18 protein-coding genes and 1 tRNA gene are annotated in these 23,080 nt (G+C 63.9%); 5 read left to right on the top strand and 14 right to left on the bottom strand.

Annotated features, from left to right (window positions below):
* Positions 1-23 precede the first annotated feature (23 nt).
* Positions 24-96: transfer RNA gene (locus PGC08_RS05160), tRNA-Thr, on the bottom strand.
* A gap of 126 nt (positions 97-222) precedes the next feature.
* Here PGC08_RS05160 and PGC08_RS05155 point away from each other — a divergent pair.
* Positions 223-1,113: a GNAT family N-acetyltransferase gene (locus PGC08_RS05155; protein WP_096146625.1), complete on the top strand. Its 891-nt coding sequence runs from the start codon at positions 223-225 to the stop codon at positions 1,111-1,113.
* A gap of 111 nt (positions 1,114-1,224) precedes the next feature.
* Complete coding sequence (locus PGC08_RS05150; protein WP_069601283.1) at positions 1,225-2,316, top strand: M20/M25/M40 family metallo-hydrolase; 1,092 nt, start codon at positions 1,225-1,227, stop codon at positions 2,314-2,316.
* A 26-nt stretch (positions 2,317-2,342) separates the two neighbouring features.
* Here PGC08_RS05150 and PGC08_RS05145 read toward each other — a convergent pair whose 3' ends face one another.
* Both PGC08_RS05145 and tmk read right to left on the bottom strand, forming a co-directional pair.
* Entirely contained in the window at positions 2,343-3,500 is a 1,158-nt protein-coding gene (locus PGC08_RS05145) for a DNA polymerase III subunit delta' (protein WP_009883369.1), read from the bottom strand.
* On the bottom strand, positions 3,501-6,302 hold the full coding sequence (tmk, locus tag PGC08_RS05140; protein ID WP_271709667.1) for a dTMP kinase: 2,802 nt from the start codon (positions 6,300-6,302) through the stop codon (positions 3,501-3,503). It lies immediately after the preceding gene.
* Positions 6,303-6,417: 115 nt separating this feature from the next.
* Between tmk and PGC08_RS05135 the strand changes: the two genes are divergently transcribed.
* Both PGC08_RS05135 and PGC08_RS05130 read left to right on the top strand, forming a co-directional pair.
* A complete protein-coding gene (locus PGC08_RS05135) occupies positions 6,418-7,152 on the top strand; it encodes a lipoate--protein ligase family protein (protein ID WP_035278779.1) in 735 nt (244 codons plus the stop codon).
* A 75-nt stretch (positions 7,153-7,227) separates the two neighbouring features.
* On the top strand, positions 7,228-7,719 hold the full coding sequence (locus tag PGC08_RS05130) for a GNAT family N-acetyltransferase (RefSeq protein ID WP_096168514.1): 492 nt from the start codon (positions 7,228-7,230) through the stop codon (positions 7,717-7,719).
* Between the two features lie 163 nt (positions 7,720-7,882).
* Here PGC08_RS05130 and topA read toward each other — a convergent pair whose 3' ends face one another.
* Positions 7,883-10,723: a type I DNA topoisomerase gene (topA, locus tag PGC08_RS05125; RefSeq protein WP_096160249.1), complete on the bottom strand. Its 2,841-nt coding sequence runs from the start codon at positions 10,721-10,723 to the stop codon at positions 7,883-7,885.
* 135 nt (positions 10,724-10,858) lie between these two features.
* Positions 10,859-12,562 (bottom strand): class I SAM-dependent methyltransferase, encoded by a 1,704-nt coding sequence (locus PGC08_RS05120; RefSeq protein ID WP_271709666.1) that lies wholly within the window; start codon positions 12,560-12,562, stop codon positions 10,859-10,861.
* 55 nt (positions 12,563-12,617) lie between these two features.
* Between PGC08_RS05120 and PGC08_RS05115 the strand changes: the two genes are divergently transcribed.
* Positions 12,618-14,894 (top strand): DEAD/DEAH box helicase, encoded by a 2,277-nt coding sequence (locus PGC08_RS05115; RefSeq protein WP_271709665.1) that lies wholly within the window; start codon positions 12,618-12,620, stop codon positions 14,892-14,894.
* 28 nt (positions 14,895-14,922) lie between these two features.
* On the opposite strand, the gene PGC08_RS05110 is transcribed toward PGC08_RS05115, so the two are convergent.
* The 9 genes from PGC08_RS05110 to PGC08_RS05070 form a co-directional block, all read right to left on the bottom strand.
* Entirely contained in the window at positions 14,923-15,240 is a 318-nt protein-coding gene (locus PGC08_RS05110; RefSeq protein WP_009883361.1) for an Rv3654c family TadE-like protein, read from the bottom strand.
* Positions 15,237-15,662 carry a TadE family protein gene (locus PGC08_RS05105; protein WP_009883360.1) on the bottom strand — a complete coding sequence of 142 codons (426 nt, stop codon included), beginning with the start codon at positions 15,660-15,662 and terminating at the stop codon, positions 15,237-15,239. Before PGC08_RS05105 ends, PGC08_RS05110 begins: the two co-directional genes overlap by 4 nt.
* Before the next feature lies 1 nt (position 15,663).
* Complete coding sequence (locus PGC08_RS05100) at positions 15,664-15,981, bottom strand: DUF4244 domain-containing protein (RefSeq protein ID WP_009883359.1); 318 nt, start codon at positions 15,979-15,981, stop codon at positions 15,664-15,666.
* 244 nt (positions 15,982-16,225) lie between these two features.
* The gene (locus tag PGC08_RS05095) at positions 16,226-16,828 is read right to left on the bottom strand and encodes a GNAT family N-acetyltransferase (RefSeq protein ID WP_096146620.1); all 603 of its coding nucleotides are present in this window, start codon (positions 16,826-16,828) and stop codon (positions 16,226-16,228) included.
* 76 nt (positions 16,829-16,904) lie between these two features.
* Entirely contained in the window at positions 16,905-17,495 is a 591-nt protein-coding gene (locus PGC08_RS05090; protein WP_271709664.1) for a type II secretion system F family protein, read from the bottom strand.
* A 5-nt stretch (positions 17,496-17,500) separates the two neighbouring features.
* Positions 17,501-18,178 carry a type II secretion system F family protein gene (locus PGC08_RS05085; RefSeq protein ID WP_271709663.1) on the bottom strand — a complete coding sequence of 226 codons (678 nt, stop codon included), beginning with the start codon at positions 18,176-18,178 and terminating at the stop codon, positions 17,501-17,503.
* Entirely contained in the window at positions 18,178-19,347 is a 1,170-nt protein-coding gene (locus PGC08_RS05080; RefSeq protein WP_009883355.1) for a TadA family conjugal transfer-associated ATPase, read from the bottom strand. The genes PGC08_RS05085 and PGC08_RS05080 overlap by 1 nt, the downstream gene beginning before the upstream one ends.
* Positions 19,344-20,351, bottom strand: a complete 1,008-nt coding sequence (gene ssd / locus PGC08_RS05075) for a septum site-determining protein Ssd (protein ID WP_069599643.1) — start codon at positions 20,349-20,351, stop codon at positions 19,344-19,346. Before ssd ends, PGC08_RS05080 begins: the two co-directional genes overlap by 4 nt.
* Positions 20,352-20,595: 244 nt before the next feature.
* Positions 20,596-22,986, bottom strand: a complete 2,391-nt coding sequence (locus PGC08_RS05070; RefSeq protein WP_096160256.1) for a hypothetical protein — start codon at positions 22,984-22,986, stop codon at positions 20,596-20,598.
* Positions 22,987-23,080: the final 94 nt, after the last annotated feature.

Below are 23,080 nucleotides of genomic sequence, written 5' to 3'. Positions count from 1 at the left end.
GCCTGGTGAGGGGGGACATGCCGAGCCGCCTGCGAGAATCGAACTCGCGACCTATTCATTACGAGTGAATCGCTCTACCGACTGAGCTAAGGCGGCAACCGAGCTAACTCTAGCCAAAACCTGGACTCCTGGTCAAAAGGAGCACGGCCGAAACCAGACTCCGTTATGCAGCTCACATATGCTGGACTTCTCAGTGCGTTCCCTCCGCAGCTCAGGAGACACATGACTACCGTTTCGCTGTCCGTCCCGCAGGCCGCAGAACTTCCCGAGATCGGTGCCGTACTCGATTCGTGGCAGTCCGATTCCGGCCCTCTCCACCTCCACACAGGAGACCTGGGCTGGTATTCGCTCCGAGGTGCGCAGCCAACGGCGCAGGCCCTGCGAGTCTGGCGATTCGGCGAGCACATCGCCGCCATCGGCCTGCTTGATGGTGAGGATCTTCTGCGCCTGTCCATCGACCCGGACCTCAGCGATGACGACACTTTGGCACAACAGATCGAATCCGACGTCATTGCGGCAAGCACTGCAGTCTTCGGTCCGGGAGCGGCAGTACTCGAGGCTCGGGGTGCAATCCGACTCTGTGATCGTCTGCAGGCTCGCGGGTGGGATGCGGACGAGCCCTGGACCACGATGAGCCGAGATCTGAGTCTGCCGGTGGAGGACCCCGGCATCCGAGTGGAGATCGCCGAGTCCGACGATGCGGAGGTCTGGACCGCCATTCACTGGTCGGCGTTCCGTGGTGTGCCCTACACCGCAGACGACAGACAGCGGTTCGTCGAGCGGTGGAACGAGATGATGTCTGGCCCGTTCTACTCACAGGCGCAGAGCCTGCTGGGCTATGACGATTCCGGGCTGCCGGTCGCAGCGACCACAGTGTGGTCCGCAGGACCGGACCGACCTGGGCTGATCGAACCGCTGGCCGTCGACCGTGACCAGCAGGGCCACGGCTATGGAAAGGCGATAGCGTTCGCAGCGGCGCGAAGCTTGCAGCGGCTGGGATCCTCGTCGGCGGCAGTCGCGACGCCCAGCGCGAATACGGCTGCTGTCGCCGCCTACACATCCGCTGGATATGTTCCCGGCGCCGAGGTGAGGGATCTTCGGCGAGACGGGTGAAGATCCGTGCGCTGACGGTTTCGACCCAGCTCAACCGTTAACCTGGTGACAACAGACATTTCAACAGAGTAGAGGGTGACGCACGTGGTCGAGTTCGACTCGAAGGATTTCATGAGCGATTTCAAGGCGCTCATCGAATGTGAGTCGTTCTCCCAGGATCCCGAATCACTGGCCCGCAGCGCTCAGCTGGTCTCTCGGATCGGCACCGGGCTGCTGGGTGCGGCTCCGCACATCATCGAAACCGATTCGCATCCCCATGTGCTGTGGCGATTCGGGACCGGTCCCCGCAAGGTCGTGCTCATCGGTCATCATGACACCGTGTGGCCGACGGGCACCTTGAGTGAGTTTCCCTATTCAGTCGCCGATGGTGTCGTGCGCGGTCCCGGAGCCGACGATATGAAGGGCGGTCTGCTCATCGCACTCTATGCGATGGCGCGGCTGCGCGAACAGCGCGGGGACCTCGATGGTGTCAGTATCCTCATGACCGGGGACGAAGAGCTCGGCTCGCCCGGATCTCGTCAGATCATCGAGGATGAGGCCCGCGGTGCCAAGGCGGCGCTGGTCTTCGAAAGCGGTGCGCCTGACGGAGCTGTGAAGATCGCTCGCAAAGGTGTCGCCATCTACTCCCTCGAAGTCACCGGTTTGGCCGCCCATGCCGGGGTGGAGCCGGAGAAGGGCATCAACGCCACGATCGAGGTGGCCAACCAGGTCGTGAAGATCGCTGCGCTGCATGACCCGTCGGTGGGGACCTCGGTCGTGCCGACCGTCATGCACAGTGGTTCGACGACGAACACCGTGCCGGCCAAGGCCGTCGTCGGCGTCGACTCCCGGGCTGCCTCGGTGGCCGAGCAGGAACGCATCGACGCAATCCTCAGCGACCTCTCCCCCACCGTGGCCGGAGCAAAGGTCGACGTCAGAGGCGGGATTAACCGTGCCCCTCTGGAAGAGAAGATGGCGATGGGACTCTACGCCAGAGCTCAACGACTCAGCGCTCACCTCGGGCACCCGCCGCTGCGGTCCGTGGCTGTCGGCGGCGGATCGGACGGCAACTTCACCGCAGGAGTCGGAACACCGACCATTGACGGTCTGGGCACGGTCGGCGGCGGTTCGCATGCCAGGACCGAACATGCCCTGCAGGTGTGGATCCCACGCCGCGTTGAGCTCACCACCGCTCTGGTCGGCGAGCTCCTGGCCGAAGACTGAACCTCAGCCTGACCGAGGACTGAACTTCAGAGCGCGCCGGTACGGTCGTCGAGCAGCCAGGGGTTCGACAGCAGCACGAACGCCGATTCGACGATGAGCACGGGAGACATATTCGTCTGCAGTCGTCGTCTCGCCTCGGTGATGGCGTCGATCCGCAGCAGAGTCGTATCGGGTCCGTCCCTGTTGGCCTGCTCGGAGATGAGGTCGACTTCGCCGGCGTTGATCCACCCCTCACGGATGCCCAACTGGTACATGAGGATATCGCGATAGAGGCTCATCAGCTCGAGGAAGATCCGGTCGAGCTCGTCGTTGCGGGCCCGGACTGACCGGCGCTTCTGCTCCTCTTCGAGCTTTCTGATCTGAGACCTCGCCGAGGGCGGAATGGACTTCTCCGATTCGATGCCCAAGGTCGCCATGAGATCGCTGCGCTCCGAGGCATTGCGTTCCTCGACCCGAGACTTCGCGGTCTCCGCTGCTTCGTCGACGATGCGGCCCGCCAGGCGGATCGTCGCGCCGACCGAGGTCAGTTTGCCCGGGATTGCGAGGATCTGTCTGCGTTCCTCATCGGCGGACTCGTTGAGGGCCATGTATTTGGCCCGGCCGATGTGGTTCTGCGCTACGGCCGCCGCCCACTTCGCTCTGTCAGGATCGACATGGTCGCGTTCGATGAGGAGCTGCGCCACCGCGTCCCGGGAGGGGATACGCAGACGCACGGGGCGGCACCGGGAACGGATCGTGGTGAGCACGTCGATGGGGCTCGGCGCGCACAGCAGCCACACTGTGGCCGGAGGTGGCTCTTCGATCGCCTTGAGCAGGACGTTGGCCGTGCGTTCGCTCATCCGGTCCGCGTCTTCGATGATGACGACTCGCCATGGGGAGTTGACCGGGGCTGACTGTGCTCTCGTCACCAGTTCCCGCACCTCGTCGATGGCGATGACCGACTTCTGAGTCGACATGATCGTCAGTGATTCGTGGTGGCCTTTGAGGACACGCGCCGTGACGTCACCCTGTTCTTCGCCGCCGGAGATCAGAGCCGCGGCGAAGGCGCGAGCTGCGTTTGACCTCCCGGATCCGGGAGGTCCGGTGAAGAGCCAAGCGTGGGTCATCGCTCCCGGTGAGTACAGGGCGTGCTTGAGCTGGGTGATGACATCGTCCTGCCCGACGAGCTCGTTGAAGACGCTCACTCAGTGACCTTCCGGGTTGTTGAAGCGCTGGTGGTTGCGTTCTCGCTGTTTGCGCAGCCGCTCCCGTGCCTGACGCTCGATTTCAGCCTGAGCCTGCAGTCGCTCTCGACTCATCTGCCGGGCATTGCGCACGGGCAGGACCGTCGTCTTGGCATCCTCGTCGTCCCGGCGGGAATCGTCCTGGTTGGGAGTCTCGACCTGCTTGACGACACGAGTCTGGGCTTCTTCGGAAGACGGAGTCTCGATCACGTCCGTCGGATCACTGTCATCGTCACCGTCGTCCGAATCGCCGCTGTCATGGGCCTGTGCCGCAGCAGCGCTCGGGGTGAAACCACGCGCCGGCAGAACCGTGGTTGCGGCTTCCTCGTCGGTCTCGTGCTCGACCCCGGTCTCTGCCTCGGGCTCGGCGCTGGCAGCCTGGGCGTCTTCCGAGGCCCGGACCGACGGCTGGTCTGGACGCTGAGTAGAGCTGTGGGGTGACCGCTGGGCTGATGTCGGGTCTGCCTCGTCGGACTCTCGCAGATCGGCACCGAGATCGACTCGTTCCGTCTCCACTCCGTCATTACGGTCCTCGGATTCCCGACGGCCGGCCGATTCCGGGATGAATCGTTCGCCTGTGAGCGGCACGAATCGGACCCCGGGCTCCGGCGTGATGTCCTCATCGTCGGCAGGTGCAGAGCTCGCAGCCGAGTCTGATGACTGTGCTTCGCGGGCTTTCTTGGACACCGCACCATCGGCTTCCTCGGACGGATGACTCTCGACCACCTCGGCGTCGGGCGAAGTTTCGGTGGTATCCGTCGAAGCACCGGTGGCACCGGTGACGGCACCTGCGGTGGCGGTGCCTGCTGGAGCGGCAGACGCGCCGCCCATCTGCCGTGGCAGCCGGGTGCGGATGGCGGTGAGGATCTCAGCGGTCAGGTCTTCCTCGGACACCGAGGCATCGAGGACGATGTAGCGGTCGGGCTCTTTGTGGGCACGAGTCAGGTAGGTCTGGCGGACCCGCTGGTGGAATTGCTGGTTCTCCTCATCGAGGTAGTTGTTCTCGCCGCGCTTACCCATCCGCGTCGCCGAGACCTCTGGATCGATGTCGAGGACGATGGTCAGGTGCGGAACGAGCCCCTGAGTCGCCCATTTGCTCAACGCCAGAATGGTCTTCGGGTCGAAGTTGCGGCCCGCGGCCTGGTAGGCGATGGTCGAATCGATGTACCGGTCTGTGATGACGATGTTGCCGCTGTCGAGGCTCGGGTCCACCAAGGAGGCCACGTGGTGGGCGCGGTCTGCGGCGAAGAGCAGTGCTTCGGTCCGGGGGCTGGGTGGCTCGGAATCGAAGAGCACCGAACGGATCTGTCGTCCGAGCTCGGTTCCACCCGGTTCACGGGTCGCCTCAACGCTGTAACCTTCGTCGGCGAGGATCTGTGAGACCCGTTTGATCTGTGTGCTCTTGCCCGAGCCGTCGCCGCCTTCGATGGCGATGAAGAATCCGGCGCCGAGGCGTTCCGCGGAGTTTCCGATGCCGTCGTTCGCACCGTTCTCGGCGGCGCTGGGCGGACGGAATCCGTGCACGATGTCCACGGACAGTCCCTGCAGACCATGCGGGTCGAAGATGAAGAGTCCGATGACTCCAGCGACAAGTGCGGCCAGTCCCATGATTGCGAATGCAACGTCGCTGGGGGCCAGCGCCCAATCCATTGCGGAGCCGACAGGGATGATGATGCCGAAGTCGAGGGCGTTGAGGATGAGGGCGACCACGGCACCGCCGACGGCGCCGATGCGACGAGAGAAGTTGTAGGGCTGTGAGCGCACACCGATTCCGACGAGGAAGGCGATGACAGCCGCCAGGACGACCTTGCCTGAGAGCTCATTGATCGCGCCCGTGGCGATCAGCAGGATGCCCGATACGGTCAGTGCGAACGCAGACACGCGCGGCCTCGACATACCCGGTGCGAAGGTGGGGCCCATTTCGAAACCGATGGCCCACCCGACCAGGCATGACGCAAGCATGAAGGCGAATCCGGCTTGACCGAAGCTGTGCTCGACGGCGGTGGGCTGCGCCAGGATGAATGTGGTTCCCAGCACCGCGAAGAGGGCGATGCACACCCACGGCATCGCGATATTCGCGGCCGGTCTGGCCACGCGGGCCTTGATCGAAGGGAATGCGCCCGTCGTCGCCGATTCCGCGTGGAGGGCTCGCTCGGGGGTGAGGAAGATGATGACGGCACCGACAGCCATGGCGATGCCCACCAGTAGGCTCGTCCAGCCCAGCGCTTGTGTGCCTGCGGCAGAGCCGCCGATGATCTGGAAAGAGAAGGAGACGAAGACGAGGAGTGCCGCGGGAATGCCGACCCGACGCCATGGCTTCTCGTTGGTGAAGGGGTTGATGCTCATCAGCAGGCCGACGACGGCACCCAGGAACAGAGCGGTAACCCAGGTCAGCCAGGCGCTCGGGGCAAGGCTGAGGACGATGAGCAGTCCGGCCTCAACGACAGCGGCGATGCTGAGGGCGAGTTTGCGGACGGCTGGCCCTTTGCTCGCCAAGATCTTCTGCGGGATGAAGAGTCCGGCTCCGGCGAGGACGAAGACGATGAGAAGAGACAGGCTTCCCAGCTGGTTGTCGAAGCCTCCCGCAGCCAGGCTGTCGGCCATCGCGGTGAAGGCTCGCCCGCCGATCGTGGCGAAGAAACCGCTGGTGCCCGCCACGACATAGCTGATCGCCACGAGTACGATCAATGCGCCCCAGGCTGCGGTCTCGGCAACCAACCGGCCAGGGGCTCCGGGAAGTCGATGTCCTGTAGTCGTCAACATACTCACAGACCTACAATATCTGCCGCGACTGACATATCTCTTGGAACAGACCGGATCTCTTCTCACCGATGTCTGATCCTCTACTCTTGATTGCGTGCACATAACGCGAACATCGATGTCAGCAGTAGCAACGACCGGCTTGGGTCCGATCGAGGAACTTGCCTTTGCCAGGGTCCTCCTCGACTCGGTCAAGCACGGCACCCGAGGAGCAACGCTGCGGATGTACAGGCCAGCACCGACGTTGGCCTTCGGGGCCAGAGATCGGTTCCTTCCCGGGTTCCCCGCAGCAATCGAAGCGGCGAAGGATCACGGTTTCACGCCAGCTCTGCGCAGCCTCGGCGGGCGAGCTGCCGCCTATCATCGGGGATCGCTGGTCATCGATCACATCGAACCCAGTGATGCGTTCATCAAAGACACCACGGCGAGGTTCTCCGCCTTTGGGCAGGACTACGTCGAGGTTCTGCGTGGCATCGGAGTCGACGCCCGCCTCGGCGAGATTCCTGGGGAGTACTGCCCCGGTGAGCACAGCGTGAATGTGGCCGGTCGGATCAAGGCGATCGGAACCGCACAGCGAGTGGTCTCGGGCGCGTGGCTGTTCTCCTCATCCGTGATCGTCGAGGATCCCGATCCCATCCGTTCCGTCCTCACCGACGTCGAGGCGGCCCTGGGCATCGAGTGGGATCCGGCCACTGGTGGGTCGATCAGTGAAGTCCACCCCGAGGTCACGATCGACACCGTCGCCGAGGCGTTCGCCTCCTACTATGCCCACGCCGATCCGCACACGCCCGGTGAGCCCACAGCCGCCGAACTCGCAGCGCTGCCCGACAAGATCGGCACCCACGTGCTGTGACGGCACCTACTCCATGACGACCCCTGCACTGCGACCCTGTACTGCGACACCGAAGCAATTGGAGACGATGACCCGATGAATGTGCGCGAGGCGACGAAGGACGATCTGCCCGACATCCTCCGGCTGGTCCAAGCCCTGGCCGTGTATGAGAAGGAGCCCGATGCGGTCGAGGCCACCGAAGACGATTTCGCTGCGGTGATGTTTCCCGCCGATGGGCATCCGAACACCTATGGCCTCGTCGCCGAGGTGGACGGACAGATCATCGGCATCGCGATCTGGTTCCACTCGTTCTCCACCTGGACTGGGAAGAATGGGATCTGGCTCGAAGACTTATTCGTCGATCCCGATCACCGCGGAAATGGGGCGGGCAAGGCGCTGCTGGGTCACTTGGCCCAGATCTGCCAGGAACGGGGTCTGACTCGACTCGAGTGGTGCGTTCTCAAATGGAACGAGCCCTCAATCGGCTTCTACCGTTCGCTGGGTGCAAAGGCTCAGGACGAATGGGAGACCTTCCGTCTCGATGGTGAGGCGCTGCGCTCGTTCGCAGCAGAGTCGGCGGGCGCGTAGCTCGCTCAATTCCACAAGCTGTCAATTTCTCAAGCTGTTTGCCTCTGACAGGCGTTGAAGCCAGGTGTTCCCGGCGGAAAACGAAGATCGAGGAACTTTTGGAACGATTCACCGTAGAGAAATCGAACCAGAAGTTCCTCGATTCAGAGCTGGGACACCGGCCTCAGGGAGTCTTCGGCTTCGCAGTCGTGGACTTCTTGGCCGCGGTTGTCGACTTAGCAGTCGTCTTCTTCGCCGTTGTCGACTTCGCAGCAGTCGACTTGGCAGCGGTCTTAGCCGGAGCCTTCGCCGTGGTCTTCTTCGCTGTGCTTGTCTTGGCTGCGGTCGACTTCTTCGCAGGAGCCTTCTTAGCCGCAGTCTTCTTAGCCGGCGCCTTCTTCTTTGCCGGTCCCTTTGCACGCTTCTCCGCGAGGAGCTCGGCGGCACGGCTGATGTCCATCGACTCGACCGAATCGTCCTTGCGCAGGGTTGCGTTGAACTCGCCATCGGTGACGTAGGGGCCGAAGCGACCGTCCTTGACCACGACCGGCTTCTTCGAAATGGGGTCCTCGCCCAGTTCCTTCAGCGGTGCCGCTGCCTGACGCCCACCACGCTGCTTCGGCTGGGCGTAGATCTTCAGCGCCTCGTCGAGGGTGATGTTGAAGATCTGATCTTCCTCGGTCAGCGACCGTGAGTCGGTGCCCTTCTTCAGATACGGACCATAGCGGCCGTTCTGAGCGGTGATGTCGGTGCCCTCTTCGTCCTGGCCGACGACGCGAGGCAGGCTGAGCAGAGTCAGCGCAGTCTCGAGGTCGATCGAGTTCAGGTCCATGGACTTGAACAGGGAGCCGGTGCGTGGCTTCGGCTTCTTGGCCCCACGCTTGGGCTTCTCTTCAGGCTCAGGCAGAACCTCGGAGACGTACGGGCCGAAACGCCCGTTCTTCGCCACAATCGTGTGTCCGCTCTCAGGATCGACTCCCAGTTCACGGTCACCGTCGCCCTGGGATTCGATGAGTTCAGCGGCCTTGGCCGCAGTCAACTCGTCCGGGGCCAAGTCCTCAGGCACAGATACGCGCTTCGGGTCTGCACCCTCTTCGGAGGCCGGGACTTCGAGGTATGGACCGTAGCGGCCGACGCGCAGGTTCACGCCTTCACTGATGCGAACGGTGTTGACCTCGCGGGCATCGATGTCGCCGAGGTCATCGACGACTTCCTTGAGCCCATCGCGATCTTGAGACTTGTCGCCGAAGTAGAAGCGGGCCAGCCAGGCCTTGCGATCTTCTTCGCCCATGGCGATCCGGTCAAGTTCGGATTCCAGATCGGCGGTGAAGGCGTAGTCGACGAGACCGGTGAAGTGCTCCTCGAGGAGTCGCACCACGGAGAACGCCAACCAGCTGGGCACCAGGGCGTTGCCGCGGGAGGTGACGTAGCCGCGGTCCTGGATGACGGAGATCGTGGCAGCGTAGGTCGAAGGACGGCCGATGCCGAGCTCTTCGAGCTGCTTGACCAGGCTGGCTTCCGTGAAGCGCGGTGGTGGGGCTGTCGTGTGACCGTCGGCTTCGGCCTTGACCACCGACAGCGACTGTCCTTCGTCGACCTGCGGCAGGCGTGATTCGCCGGACTTCGTGTCGTAGCGTCCGGCGTCGGTGCCCTCTTCGTAGGCGGCGAGGAATCCGCGGAAGGTGATGACGGTGCCGCTGGCGCTGAAGCCGGCTTCGTGGCCGTCGGCGAGGTCGGCACGGACCTTGATGGTTGCGGTCTTGCCCTTGGCGTCGGCCATCTGGCTGGCGACTGTGCGCTTCCAGATCAGGTCATAGAGACGGAACTCGTCGCCGCTGAGTGACTTCGAGACCTGGGCCGGGGTGCGGAAGGAGTCACCGGAGGGACGGATCGCCTCGTGGGCCTCCTGCGCCGACTTCTGCTTGCCCGAGTAGGTGCGAGGCGACTGCGGAACGAATTCGGGACCGTAGAGTTCGGTCACCTGCTTCCGTGCCGCGGAGATCGCCTGGCCCGACAGCGCCGAGGAGTCGGTACGCATATAGGTGATGTAACCGTGTTCGTACAGCGACTGGGCAGTGCGCATGGCCTGACGCGCACTCATGCGCAGCTTACGGCCGGCTTCCTGCTGCAGGGTCGAGGTCGTGAACGGTGCCGCAGGCTTGCGCGAATAGGGCTTCGACTCGACGGCAGTGACCGTCAGCGCGTCCTTCGCGGTGCCGTTGAGCTCTGTGGCCAATGCTTCAGCCCTGGCCTGGTCGACGACGGTGGCCGATGAGTTCTTCAGCTCACCCTTGTCGTTGAAGTCACGGCCGGAGGCCACGCGAGCACCGTCAAGGGTCGCAAGGTTCGCTGCGAACGGGCTGGTGCCGTCGGGCAGCCCCAGGTCGACATCGAGGTCCCAGTAGTCGGCGGAGACGAAGGCCATGCGTTCGCGTTCGCGTTCGACGACGAGGCGGGTTGCCACAGACTGGACACGTCCGGCGGAGAGGCCGGCGCGGATCTTGCGCCACAGGACGGGCGAGATCTCGTAGCCGTAGAGGCGGTCGAGGATGCGGCGGGTCTCCTGTGCGTCGACGAGAGCGGTGTCGATCTCACGAGTGTTCTCCAGAGCCCGTTCGATGGCCTCGGGAGTGATCTCGTGGAAGACCATGCGCTTGACGGGGATCTTCGGCTTGAGAACCTCGAGAAGGTGCCAGGCGATGGCCTCACCTTCGCGGTCCTCATCTGTTGCGAGATAGAGTTCGTCGGCGTCCTTGAGGAGGCGCTTGAGTTCGGTGACCTTCTTCTTCTTGCCAGGGTCGACCCGGTAGTAGGGATCAAAGTCGTTGTCGACGTCGACGGCGAATTTGCCGTACGGTCCCTTCTTCATGTCTGCCGGGAGCTCGGACGGGGTGGGAAGGTCGCGGATGTGGCCGACCGACGCCTCAACGTCGTAACCCTCTCCGAGGTACCCAACGATCGTTCGCGCCTTCGTCGGAGACTCGACGATGACGAGACGGCGGGGCTGCTTCTCGGTTGTGGTCACGCTTTCACATTCCTCTCACGGCGCCGGTTGATCGAATAAACGGACGATCCGGCCCAATGTAACACTGATGTTCGTGCTCTACCTGCATCGGGTTGATGCAGTGAACCTCAACGGCAACGGTTTTCGATACTACCGTTATTCCAGGTTTCCACCGTTCACGGGCAGCAGCGCACCGGCGGCGACGAGCTGCCTCACCTGGGCGATGAGCTGGTCTTCGAGCGCGGTCGGATTGACGTCGAGCAGCTGGGCCAGAGCCACCGCGGTCTGCCTCAGGCTCAGGCTGCCGTCGGCGACGGAGACGAATCCTGCCAGGGCGGTGTCGAGGTCGAAGACCTGCCCGAATCCGATCCCCTGCTCCAAGGTGATCGAGCTCGGATCCGATTCTCCGGGCACATGGTGGCGGTGCTCGACGAGGTCCGGGGAACGGGTGAATACGGTGTTTGCGATCTCCTCGGCCCCGGCGGTTGCCAGCCATGACCTCAGCGCGAACGTGGTGGCGACGAACTGTCCGAGCCCGTGCGGGTTGTTCGCAATCGCCGAGGTGGTCCTGACCGTGGTCTTGAACGTTGAGGACGACGGTGAAGAGTCACCGGCACCCGCGTGGTCGGCAATCGTTGGGACATCGTTACCTGTCGCCTGCGCAGCTTCGTCGCCGTGATCGTCCTCAGCCGAGGCCGACTGCTTATGCATGATGACATAGCCGAAGACGACCTCGCTCACATCTCGGGATGCGAAGTCGTCCATCCATGCTGCGGTCGCAGCGTTCCATTCCTCGCTGGCACGTGGGATGCCCCCATCGCGGATCCATGTCTCCGCGTAGGCGATGGGGTCAAGTCCCTCCCGTTCGATGACGAGCACCGAGGTGTCCGGGTCCATGACCCAGGATTCTGGCCCTGCTTCCCTCGCCGAGGTGGTCTCCCAGTTCCCGAGGCATACTGAGCGTCCGCCCGGTTGGAGAGAGTCGGGAATCGCAGTGAATAGAGACCGGACCAGCCGGTCGCCGGTCATCCCTGCGTCTCTGTATTCGAAGGTGGTGACGTTGGTGCGCGGGGTGATGACGAAGGGCGGGTTGGATACGAGCAGATCCACTTGTTCGTGCAGTGGTTCGAGCATGGATCCCGCCCGGAGTTCGATATTGCCCACCCCGTTGAGTTCTGCGCTGAGCCCCGTCAGGTGCAGGGCCCGTTCCGAGATGTCGGTGGCGATGACGCGGTCGCTGTGGCGGGCCAGAAGCAGGGCCTGGATCCCGCACCCGGTGCCGATGTCGGCGGAGACACTGACCTGGTCGCGAGGTGTCAGTGATACGAGGGTGCGTCCTGCCCCACCGAGTCCGAGTACGAAGTCGCCGTCGAGGACATCGGGATTGATGAGTGTCCCGTGGTCGCTGACCAGATAGAGATTCTCGTCACCGGGCCGAAAGCCGCGCGGAACTCCGACCGGCAGATCATAGGGAGTGATCGCAAACGGCGCGGACACGGATCCTGCATCCCCCACCTCGGCGACCTCATATTTGTCGGTGGCGTCATGCGTGCCGGCCACGAGCAGTCCCCGGTCGACGGCGACGTCGAACGCATCGTCGCCGAGAGCGGCACGGGCGGTTTCGTTGCTGACGTCACGATGGAAGTGGAAGAGCAGGGCCAGGGCCGCCAGATTCTGGTCGAATGGCTCCTGCGCCTCCGCGGAGTTGAGCACTTTCTGGCAGTAGTGGATCGCCGGTGCCGCATTGTTGCGTACCACCGCCGAGGCGATGGGCTCGCCCCACAATTGGCGCAGTCGGGGCACGGTGTATCCGGCCCGATAGAGACGGTCTGCCACGAGGGTCATGTCTAGTTCACTCACACCCAAATCCTAACGACTGCACCCCGATGACCCCGACTGCGCCATAATTGAGGCCATGGCCTCTTCTGCTCTTCTCGACATCGTCACCGGATTCGGTGCCAGGGATGAACGGATCGTCCACGTGCGCGATATTCCACAGCGCTTCGAACATGAGTCGGCCTGGCCGGACTGGATCGACGAGGAACTCAAACATGCCTGCCACGCCATCGGCGTGGATCAGCTGTGGGATCACCAGCTCGAAGCCGCACAGGCCGCGCGCGAAGGCTCCGACGTCGTCATCGCCACTCCGACCGCCTCGGGGAAATCCCTGGGATTCTGGCTGCCGGTCCTCGAATCCATTCAGGCCACCCGAGCGAAGCTGCGCACCTCCTCGGCGATCTACATCGCACCGACCAAGGCTTTGGCGGCAGACCAGTTGGCGAATCTGGAGAAGCTCATCGTCCAAGGCATGCGCCCGGCCACCTATGACGGGGATACTTCGCAGGAGTCGAAGGACTGGGCCAGGCGGCATGCGAACATCATCTTCACCAATCCGGACATGCTTCATCGCGGGATCCTGCCGCAGCACGAACGCTTCTCCCGGCTCTTCAAATCGCTGCGCTACATCGTCATCGACGAAGCTCATCGCTACCGCGGAGTCTTCGGCTCCCACGTCGCACTGATCCTGCGCCGCCTGCTGCGCATCGCCGCCCACTATGGGGCTCATCCCGTGGTCATCGGGGCCTCCGCGACGATGGCGAACCCTGATCAGGCGTTCTCCAAACTCACCGGACGCAGCGTCCACGCGGTGAGCCAGGATTCCTCTCCTCGCGCTTCGGGCAGCTTCGCACTGTGGGAGCCCCCGGTCTCCCCTGGAGGCGAGCGCCGCAGCGGTTTGGTTGAAGCCGCTGACATCCTCACCGACGCTATGTGCGCCGGGTACCGGTCGATCGCATTCATCGCCTCCCGCCGGGGCACCGAGGCTCTGGCATCAACGGTCCGAGACCAGGTGGGCCAGGTCGATGACTCACTGAAGGACAAGGTTGCGGCCTATCGCGGGGGCTACCTCGCCGAGGAGCGCAGGCTGCTCGAGTCCGCACTGCGCTCAGGTCGACTGTTGGCGGTGGCGTCGACGAATGCACTGGAGCTCGGGATCGACATCTCCGGCCTCGACCTCGTCATCATCTCCGGGTGGCCAGGAACCCTGGCATCGCTGTGGCAGCAGGCTGGTCGGGCCGGGCGTGCGGGACAGCGGTGGATGGCGGTATTCATCGCCCGTGACGACCCGCTGGACACCTACGTCGTCAACCATCCCGAGGTCATCTTCGATGCTCCCGTCGATGCGGGAGTCATCCATCCCGGCAATCCGCACGTGCTGAGCGGGCACCTGTGCGCCGCGGCCGCGGAAGTTCCGTTGCAGCAATCGGATCTCGTCCACTTCCCCGAGAACTCCACCGAGGTTCTCGCAGACCTGGTCGAACGCAAGCTTCTGCGAGCCCGGCCCACCGGGTGGTTCTGGGCGAAGGACTCGTCCGCGGCGGACATGTCCGATATCCGTGGCAGCGGGGGCGGTCAGTTCCGTCTCGTCGAGGCCAGCACCGGTGCACTGCTGGGAACCGTTGACGAGTCCGGGGCCTTCACCGGCGCTCACCCAGGGGCCGTCTATACACATCAGGGCGCGGACTTCACTGTCCTTGAGCTTGATCTCGAGGATCATGTTGCGCTCGTCGAGCGGACCGACGTCGACTACACGACGCAGGCCAGGTCACAGACCGAGATCGACATTGTTGACACCGATCAGCAGCGGACTCTGTCTTCTGGGGTGACTGTGTGCAGCGGAACCGTCGACGTCAAGGACCACGTCATCGCCTACCGGATGCGAGCCAAGCGCGGTGGTGCGATCATCGCCGAGCACGAGCTCGATCTGCCCGAACGCAATCTGCAGACGAAGGCTGTGTGGTGGACGATTCCGCAGACGCTGCTGGACGAGGCTGAGATTATCCACGCCGATCTGCCCGGTGCCGTTCACGCGGCCGAGCATGCCTCGATCGGTCTCCTGCCGCTGTTCGCCGGCTGTGACCGGTGGGACATCGGCGGTGTCTCCACCGCATTGCACGCTGATACCGGCATGGCCACCGTCTTCGTCTACGACGGCCTGGCCGGTGGGGCTGGATTCGCCGAGCGCGGATATGAGGTCATCGAGGGGTGGCTGTCAGCGACCCGTGATGCGATCGCCGCGTGCGAATGTGTCGACGGCTGTCCCTCGTGCGTGCAGTCACCGAAGTGCGGCAACGGCAATGAACCCCTGGAGAAGGATGCGGCCCTGCGACTGCTGAGAGCAGTCCTGGGCTGAGGCTCTCCCTCGGAGCTGACGGCCCGTTCTACTTCCCGGCCACGGCCTTCTCCTTCACTTTCGGCAGCGGTCCTGGGATCTCAACCTCGACCTGAACATAGGCGCTCTGTTCTGACATTGATGCTCGGCAGTCGCTCACGACTGCACCATTGCGCCGAGCGACCTGCTTGGCGATGTCGCAGGGTTCGCCCGTGGCAAGTCCGCGAACCGCGTCGGCTGCCGCGAGCACCGCAAGGTCGGCCGCACTCTGCGCGGTGCTGTGGGCGGCGAAGGCTTGGCTGAGTCCGCCGATGGCGGTGACGAGGACCAGGATCATTGAACACAGGCCGACAACGATGTTCGTCACGACAGGGCTCCTGCTGCAGGCAGGCTCTGAGCCTCACTGGTGGAGGAGCGGTCTCCCTCTGTTCGCGCCGTTGCAGCCGCCTCGACCTCGTTGAGGAAGATGATCGCTGCGGGAAGTTCGATGGTCACGGTCACCGTCGAGTATCCGCCCTCGGAGCGCACCAACACCTCGGAGGCTTGCCCGGCGTGCTTCTTGGCTTCGGTGACGACCGCTGCCTGTGGTTCCCCGCGGGCGATCTCCCTGGCCGCAGATCTGGCTGCGTCGAAGGCTCTCAGCTGTGAGAAGCCGACGGCGGCTGCCCCTGCAAGCACGACGATGAGAAGCACGATGGCGGGCATGACAACGGCGAACTCTGCGGTGGCCGTTCCCGCGTCCCGGTGCCGCTTCGATCGTCGCGGTTCACAGGAGCATCCGGTCGTCATGTCAGGCTCCGAGGCCGAGGGCCGTCTGGATCACGCCGGTGACGAGTTCCTTGATCGGTTCCGACTTCAAGATGACGACCAACAGTGCGGCGAACCCGCAGGCGGCAAGCGTGGTGATCGCATACTCTGCGGTCGTCGCTCCCGCATCTGGGCCCCACTGTTCCGGAGTCCCGTCGCCGCGCAACGGTTCTTCAGCATTGCTGTCAACCGCACCAGTATCGGAATCCGAGTCGATGTCCTTGGTGTCGACGCGGCGTGCCTCACCCCATTGCGGGTAGGGCGGACCGTCGCAGTCCTTCGTCGTTGTTCCTATGCTCATAGTCTCCTCCTCATTGAAGCCCCCATTCGCGGTCTGCGAAGGGAGTTTCAGTGTTGGATGAGACGCACACCCACGTCGAGAGTCGACAATCGGGCTGTGGATAGACAGTGACCGTCCACAGCTCAAACGCACTCGAGTGGTGCCGAAATCAACAGGCTTGCGCACTCGAGTCGGCTCTCGGCTCGGCACGGCTCACGAAGCAGCCTGCTCGGCCCATGAGACCGCGAGCGTGTGGGTCAGAGCGTCAGCCTCGCCCGGCCCACTCCTCCTTGAGGATCGCCATGATGACCTCGTCGTGACGGCGGCCGTTGAAGAAGACAGCCTCACGACGGCGTCCTTCTTCGACGAATCCGGCCTTGGTGTAGGAGGCGATGCCTCGGGTGTTGAATGCCCAGGTCTGCAGCTCGATACGATTGAGTCCCAGCTGCAGGAAACCGTACTTGATGCCCAGCCTCACAGCATCGGAGCCGTAGCCGCGACCGTGGAATTCCGGGCCGAGGACGATTGCCAGGGTGGCAGACTGGTTGACCGAGCTCCGCGCGAAGAGTGTCACGTGGCCGACGAACTCCTCGGTTTCGAGCAGCTCGATGCTGAAGCCGACGGCGTCGGTGTCCTTGTTTGCGCTCCACAGTGAGAACTGTTCGGAGACGCCGCCTTCGGGACGTGGAAGGACAGTGTGATTCTGCAGGACCACGATCGAGGGGTCGAACCACCACTGTTCAAGGTAGGGAAGATCGTCTTCCTGCAGTGGACGGAGCCGTACGTGTCGACCTGTGAAGAGGTTTTCGGCGTATTCTTCGGCTTGTTCGACGTTGGACAGTTGATTGAAGGGCGTAACCGGTGCCATTCCTCGACTTTACCAAGGCCGGCTGAACGCTCAGTCAGCAAATGCCTGAGTCGACCGGAACGCAGGGCGGGATCGGTCAGAAGAACACAGTCGTCAGGTCCGACAGCAGTGATATGACCACGGGAACGACAGAGAGCAGCAGAAAGGCCGGAAGGATGCAGACTCCGAGCGGCACGACGAGTTTCACGCCCAGAGCCGCAGCCGCTTCCTGCCTGCGTCGACGGGAGGAATCCCGCAGCTCCTTCGCGACGGACTCGATGAGTGGGGCGGGCCCGACTCCGGTGTGCTCGGAGAATTCGAAGACCTCGAGGACGGGCAGGAGTCGGTCATCAGCTGAGAGCTCCTGACCTCCGATCGTCATGGACCGTGCGGCCCGGCCCAGGCCCGACCGGTCCCCTGTCGCCTCTGCGGTCAACGCCAGGGCGACCGGGATCGGCAGTCCGGAGGTGAGGCAGATAGCCACAAGATCAAGGTCGAAGGCGAGCAGGTCATCAACCACCCGCGGCGAGGCGCCAGATTCTCTCTGCAGTTCCGCCTTGGACAGTTCAACACCATGTCGCCGACGCTGTCCCGGCACGTCCAACAGACGCCGCAGCCGACCATCGGATCTGCCCGACCACAGCAGAACTCCGAATGCGATGAGGACTCCCACGAGGAGTGCAACCATGCCGATCAGGCCTCCGCTCGTACCATCATCCGTCTCATCCACCAGCGTCCAAGGAGGTAGAGAACGATGCCGCCGCCGATGCTCAGCTGGCCGGGCAGTCCTGAGAACAGCTCTGCTGGTTTGACGCCTATGAGCAGACCGAGACCGACGCCGATCAGCGGCAGCCAACTGAGGACTCGGACTGTCGCCTTGGGCCCGGCCATCGCAATGTGTCTCTCCCGATCGGCGTCCAGAGCGCTGCGCTGTGCCCGCGCATAGCGCAGAATCATGTCGGCGGCGGGTGCCCCGGATCGTTCAGACACGGTCCACACGGATGACATGCCGGCGAACACCTCGGCGGCTGCGCCCGGCAGGTCGGCTCCTCTGGTGGCGATGGCTCGGCCGGGTTCCTCGCCCAGTGAGATCGCTCGCGAAATCGGTGCCAGCTGCGCGTTCTGCCTGCTCAGGGTCGCCATCACTGCCTGCGGAGTCATTCCCACCTTGAGCAGATGTGCACAGTTCTCCACCGCAGAGATGGCCCACAGCTTCTCCTGCTCAGGATCTTCCTTGGCACGCCGCCCAGCTCGGCGGGGCTCGTTGCTGGTGGTGCGGGTGCGGAGCAGATCCCGGAGTCGCGAAGCCGGGTCCAGCGGTGCGCTGAGAATGACGCTCAACGCCACGAGCACTGCGATGACGGTGACCATCAGGCGGCTTTCTGCTCGAGCACGGCTTCGAACCGACTCAAGGCCCGACGGTTGAAAGTCCCCTCGGACAGCGGAGATGGTCGACCCCACACAGGCTCCATCGTCACTCCGCTGCTGCTCTCCCGGGTGGGAATCGCCAGTTCCGTGATTCCTCGGTCCGCGCCGACCCGTCGCAAGTGGATGACTAGGTCTATGGCGGTCGAGAACTGTGAGAACACGGCCTGTGGGCTCATGTTCGCCAGTGCTCCCAGCGCCGCGAGACGGCTGGGAACAGCTTCAGCGGTGTTCGCGTGGATCGTGGCGCTGCCACCCTCGTGACCGGTGTTCAGCGCCGTGAGCATGTCCCTGACCTCGGCACCTCGACACTCCCCCACGACGAGGCGGTCCGGCCGCATCCGCAGGGCGTTGCGCACGAGGTCGGTCAGTGTCACCTCGCCTCCGCCTTCGACATTGGCCTGGCGGGCGGCGAGCTGGACGACGTGGGAGTGTCCGACGATGAGTTCACGGGAGTCTTCGACGATGACGATGCGATGATCCGAATCGACAAGACCCAGAAGCGCGCCGAGGAGGACCGTCTTCCCGGTTCCTGTACCGCCGGAGATGAGGATGTTGGCACGGGATCGTACCGCTGTGCTGAGAATTTCGTGGACGTCGTCAGGGATGAACCCGCCAGTGCGCAGCTGTTCGAAGGTGAAGCCGGCGTGGCGGGGAACGCGGAAAGAGATCGTCGTGTGGTCTCCGGAGATGGGCGGCACGATCGCATTCATGCGTACTCCGTCGGGCAGTCTGACATCGACGAACGGACTCGAATCGTCGAGACGCCGACCGCCCAGTGCCGCCAGACGCACGGCCAGCGAGCGCACTTCGTCTTCCGAGCCCAGGGACAGGTCGAGCAGCCTGGGCCCTGTGCCGACGTCGGCGAAGATCTCTCGCGGACCGTTGACGAAGACGTCAGTGGTGTCAGCAACTTCGAGCACGGATTGGAGGGGTCCAGCTCCGGACAGCTGCGCGGACAACCTGTTCACGAGTTCGAGGAGGGCGCTGGAACCGAGCACCCGACCGGTACGTTGGACCGCCTCGGCGACGGCTGCCGTCGTCACGGGCCCAGGATTGTCGAGCAGAGTCTTGCGGACCTCAGCCACGAGCGAGGCGTCGAGCCATTCGCTCATTCCACCCACTCCCCCAGAAGCCGGTCGACGAGCTTGCCCAGTCGTGCCCCGCCGGGGATGCCTTCTCCTCGATCGACTGCTGCGGACAGGCCGCGATCGTCGCGGATGCTGCCAGCAAGATCGAGTCCGATGGAATCGGCAAGCAGCTCGGCGTCGAGGCCTCCGGCGCCGGTATCGCGCACGACGAGACGAACGTCGGGGTGAGATTGGGACAGACGTTTGGCGACTTGGGATGCTGCGACTGCGGAGCGGACCCGTGCCGGGGAGACGAGGAGGACGTGATGGCAGCGGCGCGTCCACTGAGGTGGGGCGTGTCGTGGCAGGTCGACGATGACGAGGTCGAAGGCCTGTCCGGCGGCGGCGAGGAAGTCGTCGAAGACATCGGGATCGAGCTCGAGGATGTCATCGCGCCCCCATGACAGGATCGCCAGGCCCTCGTGGCGAGGCAGTGCCTGGCTCAGCGTCGAGGGACGAAGTTGACCGCGTGAGGCGCTGAGATCGGCCCAGCGCGGTCCGGGAACCTGCTCGGCGCCCAACACCAGATCGAGTCCTCCGCCCAGCGGATCGGCATCGACGAGGACCGTGCTCACATCTGGTCCTGCGCGGCGAGCGAGTGCGCAGGAGAGCACCGAGGCACCGGCCCCTCCACATCCGGCGACGACTCCGACGGTGACACCGGGTGCCACCGGGGGTTCGACGGCTGCGATCATGCGGCCGCTCAGCCATTCCGCTGCGGAGGGCAGGACTGCCAACTGTTCGACGCCGAGGTGGGCCGCTCGTTTCCATGCCGAGCTGGGTTCATCCCCGTCAAGGACGACGAGAATGCGATCAGCATGGTCCGTGGCCGGAGCTTCGCGGACATCCTCGCCCAGGAGAATGAGAGACGCGTTCTGCCAGCCGCCCGAGTCGGGAGGCAGGACCTTGAGGGAGATGCCGATGCTTTCGGCGACTCGTGCGCATTCGTCGGTGATGGCGCCGAGGTCGGTGATGAGTGCTACCTGCATGATGACAGCCTGGACATCCGGCCCGGGATGAGGACAGTGCCGGAGGGGAACCTGTGGACAGAATGCAAAAGGGGCGGCTCCTGTGCACTTAAGTCACAGGAGCCGCCCCTTTTCGGTCGGCGTGAGCGTCTCCCCTGTTCAAAACCCTTGCGGGCTCAGGCTGAGGGAATCAGCTCAGCTGGTCGGACGGCGTGCGCTCGGAGTGTTGTCCACAGCCCGAGCGCACGAGTCGACCGTTGTGGGTTCAGCCTCGCTGGACGCCTTCGGTGTTGCGCAGGAGTCCTTCGCGACCGTCGGAGTCGCGGACCTTGAACCACGAACCGTTGTCTTCGAGGCCGAGGAACCAGTCACCGGGGTAGATCGTGAACACCGGCATACCGGTGGTCGCGTCAACGGCTTCGCGCGGTTCGGGAACGGCGAACCAGAACGCCTGGATGACACTCTGGCCCGAGCCGCGGTCGGAGCCATCCTGACCGGAGTCGTTCTGATTCTCATCCCGGCGATCCGAACGTTCGTCCGGGCTGCCGCCCGGCTGAACCGCGCTCTGGACGACGGTCTCATCTTCATCAACCGCGGAGTCGTTCGACACAGCATTCGATGAGGCGTTGCCGCCTCCGAACTGAGGGGCCGAAGGTGCGTTCCGTGCGTTGTCTCCGCCGCGGCCTTCCGCCTGCTCAGGCGCCGAGTCCCTGTTGCCGTAGCTGGCCACAGGCACATACTGCGTCGGCTCGTCGGCTTCCGGGTGAGCAGTTCTTTCCGACCCGGACTCAGCAGCGCCTGTTGCAGCGGGACCGTTGACGACAGTGGCGTCGTCATCGGTTGCCCCGGGGCGGGAGCCATCAACGCGGGAGTCGTTTCGGCGAACGTCATCGGCATCCGAGCGTGCCTCGGACCGATCATCGTGCGCAGAGTCGGCTGGGCTGGCCGAGTTGGCCGAAACTTCGGAGTCAGCCGAGTCATCGTCAGGCTTGAGCGCAACTCCGTCAGAGGCACGAACATTGGTGTCCGAGTCATGAGCGTTGACCTTCGAGGCGAACGAGCTGGACTCTGCAGGAGTCACGGAATCGTCACCGGTCAGCGCCGAGGAGTCATCCTGGTCTGAAGTCACAGCTGCACCTGAATCGTTGTGTGCACGATCGCCACGGCCGACGGTGTCCTCACGGTCAGCATTCACCGTGCGGTCTGAGCCGCCCGCTGTTCGGTCGGCCCCGCTGGCAATCGGTCCGCCTTCCGACTCGGGGTCGGTGTCCGCGTTGGGCGCGGCGTGGCGTCCACGACGACGTTCTGAATCCGAGATCAGTGCCGAATCCGATCCACGATCGGATTCCGAACCGCGATCGGTGTCGGAAACTCGGTCGGAACCTGAACCTCGGTCAGATTCCGATCCCTTGTCAGAATCCGAGTGGGCTGAGGCGACTCCGGCAGCGGCTGCCCCGATGCCGACAGCACCCGCACCAGCAACGGCTGCGGCCGTGCCTGCATTCGAAGAATCGTCATTGCCGCTCTCGACCTTCGACTCGGTGGCACTCGAGCTGTCTGCATTTGAGCTGTTGACATTTGAACTGTCTGCGCTCGCATCACTTGGGTCGCTCGAGATACGAGCATCGCTGGAGCCCGAGCTGTCAGCAGGCACAGGAGCCTGCACTGCAGTCTCACCGTCATTGCTCCACGGGGATTCTTCACGATGAGCGCCGAAGCCGAATGTCTGCGTCGGTTCACTCTGCGTATGCTTCGGGTCCTGTGAGTGCTGAGCGCCCAGGTAGGTCTGACCTGACCCGGTGCTCTGCACTGCCTGATCCGCCGATTCACCTGCCCCCGGTGCGGATTCGAACGACGATCCCTGTGCCTGTTCCTCTGGTGGAGCATAAGGGCTGTTCTGCTCAGACCCGATGGGCTGGCCGAACTGGTCCTGGCCATCAGGCTGGCCATTCTGGCCGAATTCGTCGACCTGGCCCGGTCCACCGGGCTGACCTGCTCCGTCAAACTGACCGGCGCTGCCGACCTGGTTGTGCTGGTTGAACTGATCTGCTGGCCCCGAGCCTCCGGAAGCACCGAACTGTCCCGGCTGACCCTGCTGGCCTGGCTGTCCGAACTGATCCGGTCCACCTGGCTGACCGAACTGGCTCTGTCCACCGAACTGGCCCGGGCCACCTGGCTGACCTGGATGCGCAGGCGCTCCTGGCTGGCCCTGCGAACCGAAAGCCCCATTGGGCTGGCCTCCGTTGGGCTGGCTGCCATAAGGGGCGCCGAATCCGCCTGGGCCGTTGTGTCCGCCGGGCATGTTCGCCACAGGAGCGGGATGCTGTACGTGCTTGGTCACAGGGCGCGCCTTCGGGTGCGCGGCAACCTCATCACGAATCGCGAATTCCTTGTTGAAGAAGGGAAGCATCGTGAATACGCCTGCGAAGAAGGCGATCAGGGCTGCAAAGAAGGCGAGGTATGCCCCGACGTGCCAGAACTGGACCGAGGTCAACAGGTGGACGAAAGCGAAGGTGAATGCGGCGCCAGACAGGACCGAGATCGCCTGATCAAGACTCAGCGAACCCACTTTGAGTCCGCCATTGCCGAATTTGCTGACGAAGACCGCCGCCACGATCAACCAGATACCGAACACGTCGAATGTCAGAGTGCCCATTGAGTCGACGGTCCAATGCCACAGCGACCACGAAAGGAATCCGTCTGACTTGAACGGCACAAAGAGGACGACCAACGAGAGAAGCCCGGCGAAG

The sequence above is a fragment of the Brevibacterium sp. BDJS002 genome (assembly GCF_028201555.1).
GTDB classification, from domain to species: Bacteria; Actinomycetota; Actinomycetes; order Actinomycetales; family Brevibacteriaceae; genus Brevibacterium; species Brevibacterium aurantiacum.
Note: the sequence above shows the minus strand (reverse complement) of the source record. Positions and strands in the feature narration are given on the sequence as shown.